At 39.1% G+C, this 21153-nt stretch carries 15 protein-coding genes; all 15 read right to left on the reverse strand.

Annotated elements, in window-relative coordinates; genetic code table 11:
• Position 1: 1 nt before the first annotated feature.
• Positions 2–649 carry a hypothetical protein gene (locus tag D8801_RS07700; protein ID WP_125848997.1) on the reverse strand — a complete coding sequence of 216 codons (648 nt, stop codon included), beginning with the start codon at positions 647–649 and terminating at the stop codon, positions 2–4.
• Entirely contained in the window at positions 649–957 is a 309-nt protein-coding gene (locus D8801_RS07705) for a DUF5592 family protein (protein ID WP_000274176.1), read from the reverse strand. Before D8801_RS07705 ends, D8801_RS07700 begins: the two co-directional genes overlap by 1 nt.
• A 147-nt stretch (positions 958–1104) precedes the next feature.
• A complete protein-coding gene (locus tag D8801_RS07710) occupies positions 1105–1386 on the reverse strand; it encodes a BRCT domain-containing protein (RefSeq protein WP_049505120.1) in 282 nt (93 codons plus the stop codon).
• An 8-nt stretch (positions 1387–1394) separates the two neighbouring features.
• Positions 1395–3434 (reverse strand): pLS20_p028 family conjugation system transmembrane protein, encoded by a 2040-nt coding sequence (locus tag D8801_RS07715; RefSeq protein WP_125848999.1) that lies wholly within the window; start codon positions 3432–3434, stop codon positions 1395–1397.
• Positions 3435–3557: 123 nt separating this feature from the next.
• The gene (locus tag D8801_RS07720; protein ID WP_125849001.1) at positions 3558–4058 is read right to left on the reverse strand and encodes a lipoprotein; all 501 of its coding nucleotides are present in this window, start codon (positions 4056–4058) and stop codon (positions 3558–3560) included.
• An 83-nt stretch (positions 4059–4141) separates the two neighbouring features.
• Complete coding sequence (locus D8801_RS07725) at positions 4142–7270, reverse strand: VirD4-like conjugal transfer protein, CD1115 family (RefSeq protein WP_125849003.1); 3129 nt, start codon at positions 7268–7270, stop codon at positions 4142–4144.
• 4 nt (positions 7271–7274) lie between these two features.
• The gene (locus D8801_RS07730) at positions 7275–7520 is read right to left on the reverse strand and encodes a hypothetical protein (protein WP_000113750.1); all 246 of its coding nucleotides are present in this window, start codon (positions 7518–7520) and stop codon (positions 7275–7277) included.
• A 171-nt stretch (positions 7521–7691) separates the two neighbouring features.
• Positions 7692–8129, reverse strand: a complete 438-nt coding sequence (locus D8801_RS07735; protein ID WP_125849005.1) for a single-stranded DNA-binding protein — start codon at positions 8127–8129, stop codon at positions 7692–7694.
• A gap of 76 nt (positions 8130–8205) precedes the next feature.
• Positions 8206–11916, reverse strand: a complete 3711-nt coding sequence (locus D8801_RS07740; RefSeq protein WP_125849007.1) for an SspB-related isopeptide-forming adhesin — start codon at positions 11914–11916, stop codon at positions 8206–8208.
• 26 nt (positions 11917–11942) lie between these two features.
• On the reverse strand, positions 11943–12755 hold the full coding sequence (locus tag D8801_RS07745; protein ID WP_125849009.1) for an LPXTG cell wall anchor domain-containing protein: 813 nt from the start codon (positions 12753–12755) through the stop codon (positions 11943–11945).
• Between the two features lie 16 nt (positions 12756–12771).
• Positions 12772–13845, reverse strand: a complete 1074-nt coding sequence (locus D8801_RS07750) for a hypothetical protein (protein WP_125849011.1) — start codon at positions 13843–13845, stop codon at positions 12772–12774.
• 13 nt (positions 13846–13858) lie between these two features.
• On the reverse strand, positions 13859–14197 hold the full coding sequence (locus tag D8801_RS07755; RefSeq protein WP_049510595.1) for a hypothetical protein: 339 nt from the start codon (positions 14195–14197) through the stop codon (positions 13859–13861).
• A gap of 91 nt (positions 14198–14288) precedes the next feature.
• A complete protein-coding gene (locus D8801_RS07760; protein WP_125849013.1) occupies positions 14289–16139 on the reverse strand; it encodes an AAA family ATPase in 1851 nt (616 codons plus the stop codon).
• Between the two features lie 2 nt (positions 16140–16141).
• Positions 16142–17887 (reverse strand): type IA DNA topoisomerase, encoded by a 1746-nt coding sequence (locus D8801_RS07765; RefSeq protein ID WP_125849015.1) that lies wholly within the window; start codon positions 17885–17887, stop codon positions 16142–16144.
• Between the two features lie 161 nt (positions 17888–18048).
• The coding region (locus tag D8801_RS07770) for a PBECR4 domain-containing protein (protein WP_260468148.1) at positions 18049–21153 on the reverse strand (3105 nt) is incomplete at its 5' end.

A 21153-nucleotide genomic window follows, 5' to 3' on the forward strand; every position in this document is an offset into this window, starting at 1 on the left:
CCTATACTTTCTCATTCATATTGTTGTATTGCTTTATTATCTGAATTTTCTTCCTGTAGCTGATATCTTGTGGAACAAAATCATTATTTCCATAGGTTTTAGCCTTCCGAACCAATTCGTCCAATTCGGTTGTTGTAGGTGCAAATAGCCACAGTATAAACTCTGTATTATAGACTTCTTGTCGGATGCTTTCTTCAACTTTAATTTGGCTTTGAAGCCAAATTTCACGATCCTTGAGTTGTAAATAACGTCTATCATTTACTGATAACTTAGACATTTCTTGTCGCACTAAATTCAAATGATGGCGCAAGTCAGAAATTTGTGTATCTGTATTTGTTGGTAAAGTTGTCGTCTCCACTTGGATATTCGGTCCAAATCGAGTCAACCAGGTTTCAAAATTTTCAATGGTTCTCATAACCTCGTTATAAGACATCGATCCTAAATCTTTACCTGGTATCTCCATCAGCTGCAAGTAGCCATAATCAACTAACTGGATATAAGCCTGGCTGTTTGGAATGATTGATTTTACATCCAACAACTCAACGCAAGAATGCAAATCAAAATATTCCTGCGTTTGTTTCTTCGTTTCTTGAATACGTCCCAGCGGACGTTTCTCATTTTTTGGGGGTTGAGTTTGTTTAATCGCCATTATGGTTTTCTCCTTCTGATGTAATTTAAGCTGATATAACGTTTTCTTCTTCGTCTGAAGAAAAGAAACATGCTGTGCCAATTCTTTTTGCCACCGTTAGCTGGTAACACCAGATACAAACTCAGAACTGGTGTTAAAAAAATGAATGCGAACATCTGTATCCACTGGCTTTTAGGAAAGATTTTTAAGCCAACGCTCAAAGCGATTACTCCAGTAATTCCTACAAAAGCAATATCTAGGATAAGAAGGCCTATAATCTTAATTTTGGCATAGATATCTCTAGGTACACCGTATTTTTCACCGTACATGAATTTCTCCTTTATATTTGTTTTGATACTCACATTATAATGAATAATCGAAAATATCTTTTAAAGGGACAATAGCATTTTTGCCATTGTCTTTCAGGAAAGAATTATACAAAAAGTTATATACTTTTTTGCACAATAAAAGAAGCCTCAATCTTGAGACTTCTTGACTAAATCAAAGAATGATTCCTCTGAAAGGAAAGTGATGGATTGACCGTCTGATATTCGTCTAAGCGCTGCATCATGCTTTTTAGACCTTTTATCTGGATCAAAAAGATTCAACTGCTTGTGTCCTAAAACCAATATATCTGTCCTAGAAGATATATAATTTTGAACGACAGCTCCTTTACTTTCTAAAAATCGTATGGCTTCTTCTCGAGTTAGAGGACGTAGGCTTCCTGTGATAACAATGTTCTTCCCTGTTAGATCCATAGTTCCGCCTATTCTTCTTCGTCGTCACTCTCAGCGCCAGTGATATGACGTCCTCCCTGCATACGCTGTCCTGCTTGTTGCATTTGTTGGTTCATGTAATTCATTTGATTCATGCTCTGTTGAAATTTTTGTTGAGAAGAATCAGGCTGTGCTGGTGGTGTAGATTCTGAAACTGGTGCATCTGCAGGTGGATTTGGATCTTGAATTGGGGACTCCATTCCTTCAGCTGAAGGAGTTGGATCGACAATAGGTGCATCCGTTGTTCCTGGATCAATTGGAGGCTCAGGAATATCAATTGGTCCAGGTTGCTGATCAATTCCAGGAACAGCATCATTTTTCAGAGCGTTATAGGTCGCATTTTGAGCAGAGGCAGCCTTATCATCCAGCTTATCTAATGCGCTACCAACTGCCCCTTTCGTATTTTGCATGGCTTCAAATGCTTTCCATTCTGCCAAATCAACCATATTGCTTACACCACCTTTGGCCGCATTCATAAAGCCTTGGTCTTTTACAGAGTTCAAAGCACCTTGAATACCACCTCCAGTTCTGGCAAGGCTATTTCCTAGAATCTGGCTTCCTTTTGACAAGGCATCTGGAGCTTTTTTAGCCATATCCATACCAAATTGACCAAGTGCCATACCACCATTAAAGAGACCGCCTGCTCCAGCCGCAAAGGCATTCCCCATCATCATAGCTCCGAGCAGTTGTTGAGCTGTTTCACTATGACCTGTTGAAACTCCAAGCCAGCGCTCGATCATGGCTACTCCTTGCATTGCTGCAAAGAATACTCCAACATAAACAAAGGCAGCTGCGAGACACTGCTCCCACATGTTGAGTCCATCAAAGAATCCGCCAGATAGCTTCGTCACTGCTGAGACAGAAAGGATTGGCAAATCTCTGAAGATCTCAAGGGTTACACGCATAATGATAACTTCAAAGAAGATTCCTGCTAAGGCACCGCCAATCGTTCTTAATAGCTCCTTATATTTCTTTGAGTTTGATAGGGAGCTATAACCAAGAATCGGAGAGATCATTGCCTCAATCAAAATATCAAAAACTGATTTGACGAGCTTGATGATCATGCTAACCAAAAGAACAACAAGGATAATATACTGGAGGAACATCCCTATCCAGTTGACTTTATAGCGCATATAAACTGATTCAAAAGCACTCAATTGATTGATGACTCGGTGTTCTGTAATGCTTTCAACTCCAGTATTATTGGAATTTAACTTATGTAGGAACAAGCCTTTAATCCCTGCTATTTTGTCGTTTTTCTGTATATCATCTAACATTTTTGGATTTGTCGTACCATAGTTTGCCCCAAAATCAATCTTAGTCGCAAAATCTGCCGTATCCCGTTGGTCAGAATTATCCGTGATATTATTGACAGGGGTAGAACCTTCCTGAACGGGCTTGATATAGCCATAATCATCCATTGGAAACAACTCTGTAGAAAAATCCTTGTAGATCAAAACTTTTAAGTCTACCACATTATTTTTCATGGGTTGCAGAGCCAAGGAGGAAGTTGGCTGACTACCAGATGGCGCTTCACTGGAGACTGTCTGGATAGACATGGCATCCTGTGCCACTGCTGTTGAGATGGTGGTCAAAGCTAGTGGTAATACTGCGGTTACAGCTGTTACCAAAAGGAAATTCGTAATGACCCCTTTGTATTTGACTGGTTTTGTAAAAACTCCTGCGACAGCCGACACAACCAAAATCAGAGTAAACAAGGACGTTCCTAATATCTGAAACCAGTAAAAGAACTGGCCTATAATCGTCTTCTGGTCTCCCAGATAACCGAAGAGACCAAAGAGCTTGAACATATTATTAAAAACATGTTCTAAGCTGGAAGTGATTTGATAAAGGGCCTTGGCAATCCCTCCTGGCAAATAGGCTAGAAATGCCATAAATGCAGGAGTCGGTTCTAAATAGTTTCCCCAGTAGGAATAGAACTCCGCTAGCTTTTTTGCATTCTCGCCTGTGATTTCACCATTGAGATCCTTGACCTCGTTCATCAAATCTGAAAAGGTTTGATAGTCCACTAAAGGTACCTTCTTTCTTTTTAAGATACCCCTATCATATTCGATAATGACAAAATCGTTTTTAAAGGGACAATGAAATTCTGACAATAAAAAAAGCCTCAAGTAATTGAGACTTTCTGTAAGTTAATCTGCTGTTCCATTAAAATCATAGAAAGCATTGTCTTCTTTATAGCCACGACGTAGCTCAATGATTCGGATTTTTTTACCCCCCTCGGTCAAGACGACTTGATAATATGCCTCTGCTTCTTCGGGCTTACCTATATCCCTATAATCAACAGCGATTGTAAAGTTGTCCTCTCCTTTCAGTTGACTTTCTAAACTAACAATAGCTCCCCTGAAAGAGGCTGGAATTGATTTTACTTGTTCTTCTGAAAGCACACTGTAGTTAATACTTTCACCGTCGTTATTTGAAATGGTTCGCTTTTCTTTGTCAAATTTTAAGGTAGTTCCTACTCCACCTTTAAAATCAAGACTCTCATAACCATCTTCTTTTGAAAAGCCTGTATAGCTATCTTTCAGCACATTTTTAGCGAGACTTTCAGGTGATTTTTGACCACATGCCCCTAGTAAAATCAAGGCAAATCCTAGTAAAACAATTCTTAAAAAGTGCTTTGCTTTCATCATTTTTTCTCCTAATCATTATTTACCTCATTATAACAAACATCATTTTTTCTTGCAAGTGTTTATATAACTTATTATACATCTTTTTAGATAACTTCATCCGCAAAGAAGTCGTCTCCATCATCATAATAATCATAGTCACCTTGAATAACACTAGCTACAGCTGCCTGAAATAGTTCATCTGTGGAAGTAAATGATTGGGATTGTACCTTTTGTCCTTTACTATGACGGCCTGATAGTTTGGGAGTCTCTCCATTGTTGCTGAGGAGTGGCATGGTCAAACGTTGCCTCCAGTCTATGATGTTGTTGAAGGCTGTACCTGCATCAACTGCGATCTCCTGAAGTTCTAGCTCACGGTGCGCACTTTCGACTGGAATATCCGCAAGAGTCATCGATGTATCAAACTCCTCTTGTAAGAACATGTATTTGTAAGGGAAGCTGTTCTTATCATGTGCGAAGATTGGATCTGTTGTGACCTTACGTCCAACATTATCCCGTCCCTTGACTCCACGTAAGATAACCGCTTCTCCTTCCTGGAGCTTGGCCAATTGTGTTGGTGTCAACAACTCTTGTTTTGGATTCTCGACAGATACATTTGGATTAGCTTCGTCCAAGATATTGCTTGAGCGCCTTCTTCTTGTGATGGTACGTGTACCCAGGTCAGCACTAAATTTCTTATTGGTATCTGAAGATGTTGTTTTAACATAAACCTTCAATGAACAGTTGTCCATAATGGTTCGAGCAACATTTTGGCCGTATTTATCATCCAATTGCTCCAGATTTTGAATCCAAAGATAATAGAGAATGTTTTGTCCCAATCCAATAGATATTTTTGTATCCATGTGAGGAATCGCAGGGATATTTGTAAACTCATCTAAGATATGAAGAATCCGATTAATACATTTACGACCACTTGAGAGAGCAAGCTCATAGTTAGCATTGAATAGCTGATCTAAGAATAACGAAACAATACCATTATACTCTGTTCGGTTTGGCGGTGTTACCAGGTAAATGACTTTCGGTTTATCTGAATAGACCAGTTCAATATCCGACTCCTGAAGAAGATTTTGGGTATCTTCTTTATTCTTAAGGACGGTTATATCGATATGATCTAAAATCGGCTTCTTGCTATACTCATCTAGTTCTAGACTATCTCCGTTTCTTCGATAGACTTTTTCAGCTGAAAATTGAAAGATTTGATCTCGAACAGGGGAATGCCCATTGTTCTTATGATTGAAATCAATCGTTACCGTAAACTGATCTGGAAGTTTAGGCTCAATGGCATAAGTAAGATAGCCTTCCCCGTCAACTAAAGCCGTCGCTTGCTTTATATAATCGACATTCTTTTCGACTTTACCCCACTTCTTCAATCCTGTAATCGTTACTTTAGCAGTTTTGTGCTTGAACTCATTTTTAAGTTGACTATTGGTGCTTGATCTCAACTTGACAGACAATCGACGTGGGAAGCCAACAGACTCTAAATCAATAGAGTTTTTAGAAGTCAGTTTGGCCACGTTGTCTTGCAAGAACAGGTTGATGCCTGTCATCATGCTAGAGTAGACATTCCCTTTAGTCTCATCACCACCAAAGTCTGAAGCACGAAATTCGATATCCGCCATTTGTCTAAATTTCGAGAATTGTTTTTGATTGACTTGTCTCAAATTATCAAAATAGACTGTGATTTTTGACTTCTTCGATACTTGTTGTTCTCTGCTTGGATTCTCAACGATTTCACCAGCACCATCTACAAAGACTTCTTCAGACCCCATTGTCGCCAAGAATTTCGCAACGTTAGGAATCGTAATGGTATCCCAGGCATCGTCTTCACCATTTTGATAAGTTTCATTAGCTCGATCCATCAAAGCCATTGTCAGAGCATTAAATAGGGATATAGAAGACTTACGAAAGTATTCCGCATTCCCCTTCTCTCCACCTTTTTGTTTGGGATAAATGGATTCTGCAACTGCGTTGACATAAGTTTGAGTTTTCTCATAGTAGCCCTTCTTTGCGGCAGCGATGGCTAGAGCTAGCGGATTGAAGGACATAGACCAATCCATATTTTGGAAAGAAAGAACATTGACATCATAGTCACGTTGCCTCATGAGTTTGTAGGAGGCTTGATAATGTTCCCCTTTCGGGTCTGCTAGTACCATCGATGGCTGAAATTCCGCACGACTGTTGATTTCAATTGCTGGAGTAATATGACCTTCACCCTTACCTGAACGAGTCATCCCAATTCCTAACAGATTCGTCGGCTTATCTTCAATATAGTAGTAACCTGAAGGAAAAGCTAACGTGCCTAAAATCCGCTCCGCATTAGTCACGTATCGGCTCATTTTTCTATTTTGCCATAACATTTGAGTTCTCAGTGTTTGTCCTGCTAAATCATGAGTCAGTTCATGAAGTACAGGAGCTCCACCTTCACCTGGATAAGTTAAATCTTTATTGGGGATCTTTTTGTATTGACGACGAATTTCATCAATCGTCACAAATCGGTCATCTCCCTCTTCATTATTGTTATAGTCTCGAAACTGCTCGAAGTTCACCCAGGCAGATTTCCAGGCAAGGACTAGACCCATCAGAAAGAGAGGAAAAGCTAAAATTGGGGCAATCCAAAAGACTTTTACATTCAGTAGACTCTGAAACAAGAGACTATTCAAGTCAAAATTTACGGCCTTACTGGCATCTTTAAACGCCCAAACACTAAAATAGAGAAAGCGGATGGTAGCTCTTAACACAGTGACCAGATAATTGGTCAAGATAAAGGCAATCAAGCTAAAACCTAATCCCATATAAACGAAGCTGCGATAACTTTTAAAATAAAGAATGGGTTTCATTTCTTTATCAAACCGTTTTCGTTCTCGTTTAACAAAAGGAAGGGTGTAGAACATCCTGAAGAAAACATTCCAAAGGATGAGAGAGGCAAGCGCAAATATTTTAGGTATGAATGACTTCATCCCATTGAACAGCCCTCTGGCTGATTGCTTCCATACCTGTCCCCAATCAATCGCTTTGCGACCTTTCCAACCTCTTTTAAAAATCTGCTTCAACCAACTCTTGCTTTTTAGTAACCGCTGATACTGCCTTAAAAAGTAAGGTTGAAAGAGTCTGAAGAGGTAATAACCTGCTACCCCTAGAAAAAGGAAGGTATTGAGCCAACTGGCTCGAATCAGTTGGATAAGGGTATAAAATACTACTTCAAATAACTCAAACAAACGACTACCCCCTTACACCTTCCAAGAACCATTCCATTTTTCGAGTATAGAAGCTCGAAAAGAGAAATATGTGAAACTGTAGCCTTGGAGAGGCTTTCTCATAACGGTTAAAGTAATTTTCTAACCATTTCTCCCCATCCAACTGAAGAACATTCAATCGACTAGATCGACTTTGTTCTAAGTAATTGGTCACCTGAAGAGATTCTGCAATCAATTCATCAGACAGATAATTGTATTTTTGTCTTGCCATTGTTGCACTCCTTTCTTACTATTTCTTAATTCCCCTCTATTCTAAGGGATAATATCAAATTCTTTGTTAAAGGGATAAAAGATATTGTTACACAAAAAGTTATATAACTTTTTGTGTAACAAATGAGCGACAAAAAAAGCACACAAGTGTTCTTGTATGCTTTCAATCCCTTTAGAATGGGGAATCCGCATCCATTGGTTCAGGATAGGGTGTAGGAATAGAACTTGGTATCGGCTGAGAAAATCCCTGTTGTTCCTGCTTACGTCGATTAGATGCCTCCCTATTTTCAAGGAAAGTGATTCCTCCTTGCTGGTTTGGGGAAATAAACTGATACGTCCGACGTTGACCCTGTTCATCGTTATATGGTCGTTGGATAATTTCTCCTTTTAAGAGAATTGGAGAGCCTTTTGATAGACTCTGAGCCATCAATTCTGCTTGTTTTCCATATACTTGCACATGGAAGAAACTAGAAATTGGTTTATTTGTATCATCATTCATACTCGAATCACAAACAAACTCAAATTTGAAACTAGCATGACCATTTTGAGTTTGACCTACTGCATCATTTGGAATGAATGCAACACGTCCAGAAGCGATAAATACTTGCATTTTTTCTCCTTTCAATAAAGACCACAAGAGATTCTTTATTCAACTTGTGGTCATCATTTCATTTTAGTTCGTCGAATTAGTTTTCTTTCGACTTACGAAGCCCAGCTCCTGCAAGACTCAACAATCCCAAAATCATTCCCCAAGTTGGAAGCATGCTTGCTGCTGTTCCTGTGTTTGGTAGTGACGGCTGAGGTTGTGGCTTGCCTGGTTCTTTAGGCTCTGGTTTTGGAGGTTCCGGCGTTGTTGTTGTAACTTTAGCCGTCATCTCTTGTAAATTGACTGTATTGATAAAGGTATTTTCAACCTTACCAGCCTTGATGCGTTCGACTTCTAGATAGAAGTCTGCATCGAACGTGCCTTTTACACCTAAAGAATTTAGGAAATCCTGGTTAATAACATACGACCATTTGCCTTCCTTTTCGTTCCATTTAACGGTCACAATTTTCTTGAGGAAGTTAGGATCCGTATCTTGGTTCACTTCAAACAAGAAGGCATAAGGTGTACCTTTGACGACCTTCTCACCAGCTTTGACTACTTTTCCATCCTTCAGGATGACGTCATAAGGAAGAACCAAGTCTTTCTCAGCTGTGTATTCCGTTCCCTTGAAAATCCCTGACCACTTACCTGTGAATCGATCATGAACCACATCCAACTGGTCACTGCCGTCATATTGGAAGAGGCTATCGTGTTTAATAGGCACGGTTACGCCATCTAGTAGATAACGAATGTATTGGCCAATCTGTACTTCTTGGCCGTCCAAGACTTTTTTATTATCCTTTTGATCCAAGGCGTGTTTCTCTGGATTCACATCAGGAACCGAGATAGTGACAAGGTTTGATTGATAGCCATTGCCAAAGTCGATTTGTTTAAGATCGTTTTCGACTTTCTCCCCTGCTTTAACCAGGAGCTTAGCTGGAAGATCAATCGTCACGTTTTTATTTTGCTTCACGTAATTGTGATAAAAACTCTTAGAATCCTTCGCTACCCAAAGGTAAAACTCACCTTTGGGATTCAAGTTCAATTCTTTCAGAATCTTATTGATTGCATCTGTACGCCCTTTGTCTGAAAGGACGTGATACATGTCAAACAAGTCTTTTACATCTTTGCCTGCAGCAGTCATCTTGATCTTGCTGTGGTCAACTGTGAAGGCTTTGTCTTGAACATCATCCAGGATTCCAAACTTCTTACCAAGTGCTTGCGCTGAAGCAAGTGTTTTGGTATATGGGCTGTAATCTGTCATCAAGCGGAAGGTCACGTTGCGATCAAATGTTGTCGCTGCGTTTATATTCTTACCAGAACGATCCAGAACAGCTTTGACTGGTTTTGGTGGTTTCGGTGTGTAGTTGGTAACAGTATTTGAGTACACCTCGTAGTTATTCACTAACACTTTATAGGTGTTATCATAGAAACCTTTATCATAGACTGGCTTCCAAGTAATCACTGGAGCTTCTAGGCGTTTTCCTTGATAGGTAGCAGTAAAGGTATATGTGTTCTTTCCTGCATTATATGAAACAGTCCATCCTGCTTTCTCTGCCGCTGCTTTTGTGACAGCTACATCAGGAACTGCTCCAGCTTCGAGTGGATCAATGATGGTAATCTTGTCCCCTTTTTTCAGGTTCGCATAGATATTGTCATGGGTCAATGTATAAAGCTGAGTAGCATTTTTAGCTACCGTTTTACCATCTGTGTTGGTCTTATCTGTATCTGCTACAGATTTTCTGACAACTGGCTTATACTGCAACTTGTAGCCGTGATAGCTTGCTGATAATTTCTGATTTTTCGTCTCAGAGAGAGTTTTAAGCGCCAAAGTTGGTTTTGCTGGATTCTTTGCATTGACCAGGTTAGCTGATACAGGTTCCGTTTTGACAGGCTTCACAGTTGTTTTTGTGATAGTTGCCGTAGCTGGAACTTCAACAACTGGAGCTACAACCTTCGTATTCAAAGCGAACCAATAGGTTTGGCCATTTGGACTTTCTGGTCCATCCCATTGAATAAATTCGGTTGTGAAGGCTGTCCCTTCCTTAAAGACTCCAAGAGCAGCACCCTTGTACTGATATGCTGAAGAGGAAGTATCCCAAAGATGACCTACCTCTTCCTCACGGTTATAGTCTTCTGCATAAACATAGCCATAATCCTTGTTTTGAGTAACAGTTGATCCATTAATTTCAACATGTGTCCCATTGATGGCTTTTGCGCCTTCCCACCCGATAGGGTTGTGGTTTAGAGAAGAGTAGGTCAAGGCTGCAGGTGTCTTTTCAGATGCCTTGAAAGCTACTTCTTGGCCGTCCTCATTGTAGTAGTAGGTATCTGTAACCAGGAAGTTCATGTAGTCCGCAGCTCCACCTGTTCCATCATTTCGAGCTACTACAAAGCCTTCTGTTGGATCATTCAAGACATAGACATCGTTTAGGCCCGTTTTACCTTGGTTTACAATTTGAAATTTTCGATGGATACGAGAAATATTGTGTTGTTTCCCATCCTCGGTTGTGACTGTTAAGCCGTTTAACCCAGTATAATCAATTTCTGTTGTCCAACCATTGCCCACATCTTTGTATTTCAAGACTTTGGTTGAGTCTAGAACGCGAGAGTACCCAGATCTGCCACTTGATGAGGCGATATAATCCGTAGTCAGTTCTTCTGCTCCTGAAGCTGTAGACTTCACAGTTGCTTCAGGATTAGCGGTCGAAAGACTTAGAGCTTGTAGTACAACTTCTTTTGTGTAGCCTTCAGTGCTTGTTTTAGACTGAAGATCGTTGTATTTCTTCTGCCATTCAGCCTGGGTCTGCTTAGCTTTATCAAAGGCCGTTTGGTTTTGTTTGGCAATTTTGTTGGCTTCATCTACTGAAGAAACTTCCTGTGTTTTAGAAGTTAAAAGTACACCAGAATTTTTCAAATCTGCTGACTTACGATCAGCATCTTGATTGACTTGATCACTAGCATTCTTCTTCTCTGTGTAGGCAGCCATCAGGGCTTTGTTAAGCTCCACTTTGCCTTTTGCAGTTGTAATAGCTTGATCATTTTGTTTCTTCAATGCTTCTACTTCTGCGACTGAAGAGACCGTACGTGTAACGACTTTAACGTCAACCTTTTCTTTCTTCAGCTGTTCAGATGCGCTTTCTACCGCTTTGTTTAGAGCAGTAGCTTGTTCAACGGTAGCATCATACTTAGCTTTTTCACCCAGGTATTTTGTTACTGCTTGTTGGTTATCTGACAAGACTTGTTTAGCTGTTTGAGTAGCTTTCTTGTTTTTGTCGGCAGTTCCATCTGTGGCAGTCGAACCGTCATTCGTCACTGTGACAGTCGTTTCCCCTTCATGTTTGGCTTTTTTATCAGCTACAAATTGATTATTAGCGTGAATAGCTTCCTGCGCTTCCTGGAAGGCTTCATTGTTTTTGACTTGTTTTGTAGTCGTTTCTTCCAGTTCCTTGACTTGCTTGTCCTGATCTTGTTTAATCTCAGACTTAGACTGTTCAAGTTTTGGAGCAGTGGTATCTGTTCCCTTATCAACACTTGATGTTTCAGATACAACTACTCCAGCTTTTTTGGCATTGTCAGCAGCCTTTGTGACTGCTCCATTATCAATCGCTACAGACTGGCTTCCTGTTGTTTTGCCAGCTTGTTTAGCGTATGCGTTGTTGTCGTTTTTAGTTTCAGGCTGTACTGCTTCATCCGCCAATACAGAACCTGCAGAGAAGGCTACAATACTTGCAACTGCAATTCCTGATACTAAGCCTTTAGCCCATTTTTTCTTACGGAAATATCCGTGTCCTTGTGTTTTTTCTGTCATTTAATTGTTTCCCTTTCCATTTCACCTTAAAACATTTTCTTCTTGTAGACGTAGCTGACTGCCGTCAACAACATAGCCCCAATAGCACCCAGAATGCTTTCTGCAGTCCCAGTGTTTGGAAGTGTTTTGAGTTTGCCTTCTGAATCAGTAACAGAGATAGTCTTATCTTCGTTAACTGTTCCACCAACTTCTTCTGGAGCCACTACAGAACCATCTGAAAGGACTACATTTCCGTTTTGGGTGCTAACAATAGACGCACCTGTATTTGTTTCAACGGGCTCTTTGGTCACATCATGGACAACCTGTCCAGTTGATGTAGATGTTGTTCCAATTTGAGATTTCCCTTGCTGATTCGCTTGATCAGTAGTTTTTGGCTGTTCATTCGGAACACCATCTAAGCTACCCGCGTTATCTTTATCTTGCGCCTTATCTGAAGGCGCTGGTTTATCAGCTGGCACTCCGTCAAGACTTCCTGCGTTGTCTTTGTCTTGTGGTTTATCTGATGGTGTTGGAACACCATCGAGACTACCTGCATTATCCTTGTCTTGCGCCTTATCTGAAGGTGCTGGTTTATCAGCTGGCACTCCGTCAAGGCTACCTGCGTTATCCTTGCCTTGCACACTTGGCGTTGTTGGGTCAACAGGAGTAACTGAAGGCTCTGTTGGCTGAACTGCTGGAGCCTCTGTTTCTGTTGAAGCGCTTGGTGCTGTTGGCGTAACGACTTCTGTTGTTGGAGCAGAAGAATCAATTGGTGCAAGTTCATCAGCTGATACAAATCCAGCTTGTGCTAGTGCGATTGTTGATAGTGCGAGTGTAGCTAATACTTGTTTCTTGTTCATTGTGATTTTTCCTTTTCTAATTTTTAAGATAATTTGATTCTTTTGGTTCTGTTTCTACAACAAATCCATATTTTGAAGAATCAGAAGTTTTTACATCAAAAGTTAATCTAACGCTAGATGATTTATCCCCTCTTTTGACAGACAGGATATAGGAAACCGTATATCTTTGAGTTTCTGAATCATAATTCAATTTCTCTAAAATAACGGACTGTAAAATTCCTTCTTTCGGTTTGGTAAATTTTGCATCACCTTCAGAAAGAAAATCTACTAGGTTTTCTTTTTTGCCCGAGTAATAAGAAGGTAAGAAATAACGGCTAAAGACATCAACTTCATTTTTCGTTGAAATGATAAGTTGAGTATTTTTTTGTTCCTGGTATAAGAAATTTACTTTTTCGGACTGGCTTGATAGTTGAGCGAAAGCAAAAAATACGCAAATGATATTTATTACTGACAACACTCCCAAACCACCTAAAAATAGATAAATTTTCTTCAGGGAAACTGACTGCTTTTGAGCAATAGGAGGGGCAACAGTTATTTGACCTCCTGCTTTTAGATCATGTGATGGACGATTTGGTTGTGAAAGAACCGCCGTCTCACCTTCAGCTGGGAAAAGAGGAAGAGAAGAATCAGACAACCCCATACTTTGTTTATATACAGGATAAATCTGGTTCTCAAAATACTCCCTTTTTTCTTGATAGCTGTAATTTGCAAATTCAGAGCGAGTAAGTATCGCTTGAATGAGGGGAAGCAGGAGATTTTCATAGTCTTCAGTAATCAGAAATGGACTAGCATAAACCTCCCCTTCTGTCACCACGCTTTTCCCTTCCAGATGGGCGATTGCCACTTTTTTCAGCTGAAACTGACCATACATCTGTTTCAACTCTCTAAATAACAACTCGGCCTGTTGAAATGTTAGGTAGGGTAAACTTTTTGAAATCGGCTGAGAAAAATCAGAAAGATGATCCAATCCCTCAATGATATCAAGTAATTCACTATCATCTTCTGGACCTCTTCCATCTTCCCAGGAGATTTCTAAAAATAGATCATCTGTAATCGTACAGCAACCTTTATTAAAGAGTGAAAAAGCCATAAATCACCACCCCTTAACTTTTCACGAAATCAAAAATCCATTCAATAATACTTGGTCCCGCTGAAACACCAATAATTGCAATTGCAATAGACACCCAATTTTTTTTCATTGAGGCTTTTAACTCCCGTCCACCAAACGCATAAATGAGCGAAGTGACAACGGCAGCTAGACCAAATAGCGCAACACTGACTAGCTGAACTTTTGTAATTCCTTGTCTTGCCAAGTTATCCGACTTAGCAAATGGATCGTCCGCATAGACTGTAGATCCTGTTAGGAATAGGGAAAGGCTCAATAAAAACATCTGTGATTTTGTTTTTATTTGCTGAAGTTGTCTTGTCAAATAATTTTTCATAGAAATCCTCCTTTGTTTTTTTGACAACGTTAGTATAATAGATAATTGAAAAAAATTTTTTAAAGGGACAATCATTTTTTTAAGGTGAGTTTTAAGAAAATAAAGCTTCACCAAATGACGTTTTTTCAGCTTCGACATCGAATAATATTTTTCTTTTGTCTTCACGGTGATACTCATCTGGTGCATCACCTTCTACCCAAAGATGAAAATGATACTCTTGGTTGGAATCAGATAAGTTCAGAAACTCTTTAGAAATTAAAGGAAGTACTTTATGCTTAATCACTCTTTCAAGTGGCCGTGCACCATCTTTTATATTTGTTCCTACATCCAATAAATAAGTAACCAAACTTTCTTCATAAGAAAGAGTCAACCTTTGATTCTTCATTCTTTCTTCGATTTCTGATAGATGTTTGACAATAATTTCCTTATTCACTTCCTCGTCTAACATGTTGAAAATCAATTTATATTCAATTCGATTGAGAAATTCTGGTCTGAACCTAGTTTCTAACTCCAACGTCATGCTCTTTTCAAATTGAACTTTGTCCCTGTCGGTTAGCTTTTTAAAATTCCCTTTCAATTCGTACTGTTTAATAATTTTTTGAGAACCAATATTCGTAGTAATAATAACGATTGTATTCTTAAAACTCACTTGCCTTCCAGTTGAATCAGTCAAGCGCCCTGCATCAAGCACCTGCAAAAATAAATCTACAACTTCTGAGTGTGCTTTCTCCACCTCGTCGATCAGAATAACGCTATAAGGTTTTTGTTTAACCTTCTCAGTCAATTGACCTTTCGTTCTAGTTTGTCGATCGCCAATCAGCTTTGTAATATCTCCTTTTTGCTTATACTCAGACATATCAAAACGAATGATTGCCTCCTCATCATCAAACATCCCCTCTGCCAATGCCAGGGCAAGCTCTGTTTTCCCAACTCCTGAAGTGCCTAGAAACATGAAGGAAGATAGGGGCTTTCTTTGATCCTGTAAACCAGCTTGTGCAACAGTTATAGCGTTCACAACAGCCTCTACAGCCTCATCTTGGCCTTTAACACGTCGTGATAGCTTTTCTTTTAAACCATCTAGCCTTTCCTTATCACCTTTCAAAATCGTCGTGACAGGAATACCTGTTTTATTTTTCAGCACCTCTGCAATTTCTTGTTTCCCGACATGGGCTAATCCATTTGTAGAACAAATTGTCGCTGCTTCATCTATTAAGTCAAAGGCTTTATCAGGTAAAAATTGATCAGGTATGTAGCGGACGGATAGAAGTACAGCTTGTTTTACAGCATCAGAACTAATAGATACCCGGTGAAAGTTTTCATAAATGGTTTTTGCTTGTTCAAGAATTTCAATCGCTTGAATAGTTGTTGGTTCATCAACCATAATCGGTTGCATTCTTCGCTCTAGCGCTCGATCCGTTTCTACATATTCATGAAATTCATCTAAAGTAGTTGCGCCAATCAATTGTATCTCACCACGTGACAAAACTGGTTTAATAATATTTCCAGCATCCAAAGCGCCCTTATCTGAACCACCAGCACCAACAATCGTATGAATTTCATCAATAAAGAGAAGATTTTCTCCTTTGGTTTTTACCATCTCCTCAATAATTTTTTTAAACTTAACAATAAATCCTCCATCCTCATCTGACATTAAACTAGATAGTTCTAGAGAGCGCACGGTCAAGTTTTTTAATTTTGGAGACACCTGGTTTCTTAAAATGGCCAAAGCAAATCCTTCAACAATGGCTGTTTTTCCAACTCCAGCTTCTCCCACCAAAATAGGATTATTCTTAGTTCGCCTGAGAAGAGTGGTCTGAACAGCTTCTACTTCTTTATCACGGCCGTACACCTGATAATCTTCTGCTTTTTTTGAAACTTTTTCTGTCAAGTTATCTGTATAACGATCTAAATAGGGTGTTTTTTTCTTTTCTTCAGTAGTCACACTTAATCACCTCTTTCTTTTACTTCTTTGATTTGAAGAGTGAGCTTATCTTTTATCGCATCCACAAATTCTCGTGGATTAATTGTCCCTTCTCCTATCTGAGATAGAAACATTTCCCAGCCTCCTGTTGTCTCTGGATCAGAAAACTCATTGTCATAGAGATAATTGATCAGTAGATAGGCTTTGTTGGTAGGCGTTAGTTGACCTGTTTTTTTATCTTTAACAACATAACCCTTACTTTGAATTTTTTTAATGATTTCTCCTCTAGTGGCTTGTGTTCCCAAGCCATATTTAGGAAATATTTGGCCAATCAATTGGCTTTCAGTTAGTCTTTTAGGTGGTTTTGTTTCACCCCCTAAAATATGAACCTGCGTATCAATTTTATCTCCCACTTGATAATCAGGAACTTCAACAGGACCTCGTACCTTTCGTGAACTCCATTCAGCCCATCCCAACTTATGAAGCGTTCTACCCTTTGTTTTAAAAACAAAACCATTATTTTCTACTTCAATTGTTTTGGTTGAATAATAACAATCATCCGCAAACATTAATATTGCCTGCTTCACAACTGCTTCATAAATTAGTCGTTGGTCAGTTTTTAAATTTGAAAGGTTTGGAATTCTTTCAGTCGGAATCAAGGCTGAGTGGCTCGTGCCAGAAACTTTTTCATCATTAACATAATTTTCTCTAGGCTCCAAAAACGCTGGCTGAAAATGACAATTAATAGCCCTTTGATAGGCAGATAGATTTTCTTTTAAATCATCAAATTCAAAACGACTGATGTATTCTGAGTCTGGTCGTGGATAGGAGAGAAAACCTTTCAAATACAGTCCCTCAACAATGCTCTCTGTTTTACTTGAGTCAAATTTCCAGGCGCTTGCTGCAAAACTTTGTAATGCAGACAAGGTAAATAATTGTGGAGCTGATTTCTGATGATTTTCTACCTCAACTGAAGAAATAACAGAGGTGGTTGATAATCCCCTTGAAGAGGCTAAAATAGCCTCGCTATCTTTAGTTTTATCTTTGGTCGTAAAGAACACCCCATTTTTCTTATCCTCCAGCTGAAGCTTCCAATATTTTTCTGGAGTAAAGTTGCGGATCTCTAAATCATTCTCACAAACTAGTCTGACCGCTGGTGTTTGAACTCGGCCAACCGATAGATGGCTACCTTTTGTTCGAGGGAGTTGTCCTCTTGCTTGAAGATCAATCGTAGCAAGAGGTGATAAGTTCATACCTACCAACCAATCACTTTGTGCACGTGCTTCAGCTTCCAAATAGTAATTATAGGTTTCTGAAGGTTCCTTCAATTCCTGAAAAGCTTTTTGAAGAGCTTTCTTTGTCATGGAGCTTGCCCAAAGCCGTTTCCAAATTTTATCCTTGCCTCCTGGTATGTGCGATAAAATAGAGTACGCAATCCGCTCCCCTTCTCTATCAGCATCCGTCCCAATAATCACTTGATCCGCTGCTACCACTTCATCATAGATTCTCTTAAATTTTTCTCTCGAATCCTTGTCCTCTTTCAGATGTTGCTTAAATGAAACATTTGTAAGAGGTAATTTATCAAGCGACCAATTGTCTGGTTCACTATATTCAAATAGGTGCCCTTCAGCAGCCACCACATGTACTTCAGCTGGAAAATAGGGTGAATGCCTAATGACATAGACACCTTTCTTTTTACTAAATTGTCCCAAAGCTGTAGCGTAAGCTTCTGCCTGTTTCTCTTTTTCAGCCAGAATAACTATAACCATATCATTCTCCTTCTACTTCATTTTCTGTCATTGTAAGCTATAATTAAAAAATCTTTTGTAAAGGGACATCAACAAAGAATAGAGTGAGTTGGTATCAAAAAACAGCCCATAAAGTTATATAACTTTATGCACAAAAAAGAGGCTCTTAAAGAGCGCTCTTTCTAGACTTTAAGCCCCTTCTTTGGGCTTTGGATAAAATTTTGGTTTTGTACCACCTGTCTGTTTAACTGGTAAGGCTTTGTATGTTGTTCAACACTTTTTACAATCTTAGATACTGTTCCATGAATACGTTTCATAGATTGCGCTAGTTGTTGATCATCAAGAGAGGTCAAATTATCAGTCCAAATTGCCATATAGCGAATAGCTTTTTCAGAGGTATCTAACCCAAAATGATTAGAAACGAGATAACTTGTCATCTCAGCTTCAAGTTCTCTACGATCTTTTGAGACATCTTCTTTATAAGAGTTAGCAAATTTAGGGTTATGTAGACTAGCATGCGCCAACTCATGAATTGTGGTTGCAATGACTTCTCCAGGAGTATTATCTGGATTCAAAAGTATCTTTTGTTCATCTGGATAAAAAGATCCTTTCGCACTTCTCAACTCTTTTGCATCATCTTGATAGATTGTTACTCCAATATTCTTAGCATAGTCTGAAAGTCCTTCAAGCACCTCTTTTGTACGAATATGATCCATATTAAAGTTATAGTGACGATTCGGCATCGCTTTTGGATAAAATTCAGGCTTCAAGGTTGTTTGGGACAACTCAAATACTTTATACGTAGCGAATTTAGCTAAGCCTGTGTTTGAATCTCTTTCTTGGAAGAAGCGAGATTTCAATTTTCCTTCTTTCTTTAGAGCCTTTTCTTCAGGTGTCGCTTCAGAAAGTCTTTTATATTTTGGATTGCCTTTTCCATTTTTTACCTGGTTCCCATTTTCATCCAATACAGGAATCATTTCAACCATCATAGGTCTAAACAAGGTAATATGTGATTTTTCTCCTGTCTTAACCGAAAGATTGTTATGAACAACTTCTCTTGTTCGACCTGTTTTTTTATTGGTATAGGTATTTCTAGTTTCAAATACCTGATCTGAAGTAATCCCAAGAACTTCCCCCATCGATTGCCATTGATTATAGGTTGCGACTGCATTCGCTCCTGGCCACTGTTCCTGAATCAACGCTACATTTCTAGGTGACAGCTCTGGAAACTTACTCATAAAATTCAGATACTCTTCTAACCGTTCTGGTGTTTCTGTGTACTCTCTCACTTTTTGAAAAGCAACCTCACTCAATTCATGAGGTGTTAAACTAGCATAATCAATACTACTTGAGTTTACTTCAGGGATCTCCAAATCCGAGATAGGTTCCTCATTCAGGATCTCCTCTACACGCTGAAGCAAATTAGTTTTAGTTTCTTGCTTAGAAGATTGAAAAGCTACCTTTTTTCTAGTGTCAGGAGTTTGACCTTCTCCTTCTTCTATCAATCGAGACGATTCATTTGCTTCCTGGGAAATTTCCTTATTCACCACTCTATTTTCCAGCTGAGAAAGAATTTCTTCATCCATCGATGCTAGTTCAGATTGACCATTGAGTCGACGATATCCTAATCCTAGCATTTGTGAAATTGGTGTAGTCTCATCTCCAATATCATATCGAATTCCCTCTTTGATCATTTTACCCCCTGGAGCATAAACATCAAACTTAATTTTGGTAGGAGGGATGTAACCTTCAGTATTGCCTGCTGTTACTTGTTTCATTCCTTCTTGATGAATTGGATAAAAGTCCTGATTGGCCTTGTATAGCTCTTTAGCAAAGTCTTGATAAGATATAAGCTCTGTCTCTTTAAACGGCAATTTCGGGCCATCTGGGCGATCCTCGGACCATTGAAGACGAATATGATAGTCATCTTTATAAATATGATCTTGATGCCAGTCTCTATAAAAGTCGGAATTTTTATCCAGAAGATTATCTTCTCCAGCTGCAGCAACAATCTGATCAAATTTATCATTGTGCTGTTTCGCATAGTCAAGATACTGATTCCAGGCTTGATGAAATTCTTCTGGAGTTTTTGAGATGTCACCTGGCACACCTAAATTATAGACAGTATCTAAGACTTGAGTAAACGTAGCCGAATCAAGTAGGGGGCTATTCAGTGTGTTCTCTAGCATTGTTTGTTCAATTTCTTTAGAAACTTCTTCAAACTGCTTATTTTTCAAAACTGATAGCATTTCTGCACCATTGTCTTTAACATATTCCTCATTAATTGACAGTTGCTCGATGTGACCATCTCTTTCTCTATAAACACCGAGAATGATCTTTTCATCCAACAATTTAACACTAGTTGCAAGCTCTCCCTTGAGTTTCATAAGAGAGGCTGGAATTTTTTCATCTCCGATATCTTTAAACAGTAGTAAGAAATCTTCATCTTTTGCTTTAATAGCTTCACTCATATTGAGATTGTGAAGCTTTTCAACACTGCTCAAATCATCTAAAACAAAAGAATGTGGATCTAAAATATCACGCAACATAGGAAGAACCTGTAATTTATCCTTAATTGCATTACTAATCAACATACCGTCATAATGCCCCTGACCATTTGCAATATCATCTAGGAAATTTGCTGCTCCCTTTCCCTCTTCAAAAGGTCTAATCCCTGAAAGATGGATAAAGTTATCCTTTTGAAAAGTCACCTGAAGCACATTCTCCTCTCCATGATCCGCATAAACAAAGCTGATCTTACTGTCAGCCATTTCACTTAAATACCAGGACGCTGTACTTTGAATGGAGGGCGCATATTGGTTCAAACGTCTTAAATCGGCAGGTGTAATTGGGTGATAATTCCCCACTCGCCGTTGCACTTTATCATAATTTGTGCTAAAATGAAGGTACGGATAGGATGATGTCGGGTGACTGGTAACAGTTTGCTCAAAGGTGCTTGTTTCAAGTACAGGTGTGGGACTGCCTTCAGCTTCGAGCTGTAAAGACCCCGTGCCACCACTGGTCCTATCAATCAAGCGCTCCTGACTTTGTTCAGGGGCTTTTTCTATGTACTCCAGTATTTGTGCATCTAAACGATCAATTTCTTTTCTGATAGACGTCGTACTATCCGCAAAATAAGCATCCCTTTCCAATCTAGTACGTTTTGCGAATAACTTGTCTAAATCAGTCGTTATAAATCGTGACATTTCTTTTTCAAATTGCCATGCCTGTAGTTCATAGTTAATGCCTAAATCTTCCCGAATTTTTTCTGCTAATTCATCTTTCCA

Origin of the sequence: Streptococcus oralis (genome assembly GCF_003943415.1) — a bacterium.
Lineage (GTDB): Bacteria > Bacillota > Bacilli > Lactobacillales > Streptococcaceae > Streptococcus > Streptococcus oralis_BJ.